The organism is Stenotrophomonas sp. A3_2, assembly GCF_036624925.1.
GTDB lineage: Bacteria > Pseudomonadota > Gammaproteobacteria > Xanthomonadales > Xanthomonadaceae > Stenotrophomonas > Stenotrophomonas hibiscicola.
Map to the genome: position 1 here is coordinate 1 of NZ_JAZKVY010000170.1, position 363 is coordinate 363.

The window sequence follows — 363 nt, forward strand, 5'->3', positions numbered from 1 at the left end:
GGGGGACGCCGAAAGCCGCGCGGCCTACCGCGCCGCGCTGATCGCCTACTTCACCGAGCGCGCCGGCGAACTTTCCGCCGACAGCCGCGACCGCCTGGCCCGCAACCCGCTCCGTATCCTCGACAGCAAGGACGAGGGCGACAAGCGCCTGGTCGCCGCCGCCCCCGTGATCGCCCCGTATCTTACCGCCGAGGCCGCGGCCTTTTATGACGGTGTGCGCGACACCCTGACGCGCCTGGGCGTGCCGTTCGTGGAGAACCCGCGCATCGTGCGGGGGCTCGACTACTACAGCCACACCGCGTTCGAGTTCGTGACCACGGCGCTGGGTGCGCAGGGCACCGTGATGGGCGGCGGCCGCTATGA

1 pseudogene is annotated in these 363 nt (G+C 71.3%); it reads left to right on the top strand.

Annotated features, from left to right (window positions below):
* Positions 1-363, top strand: a pseudogene (locus R5H29_RS05450) (histidine--tRNA ligase); the annotation flags it as partial.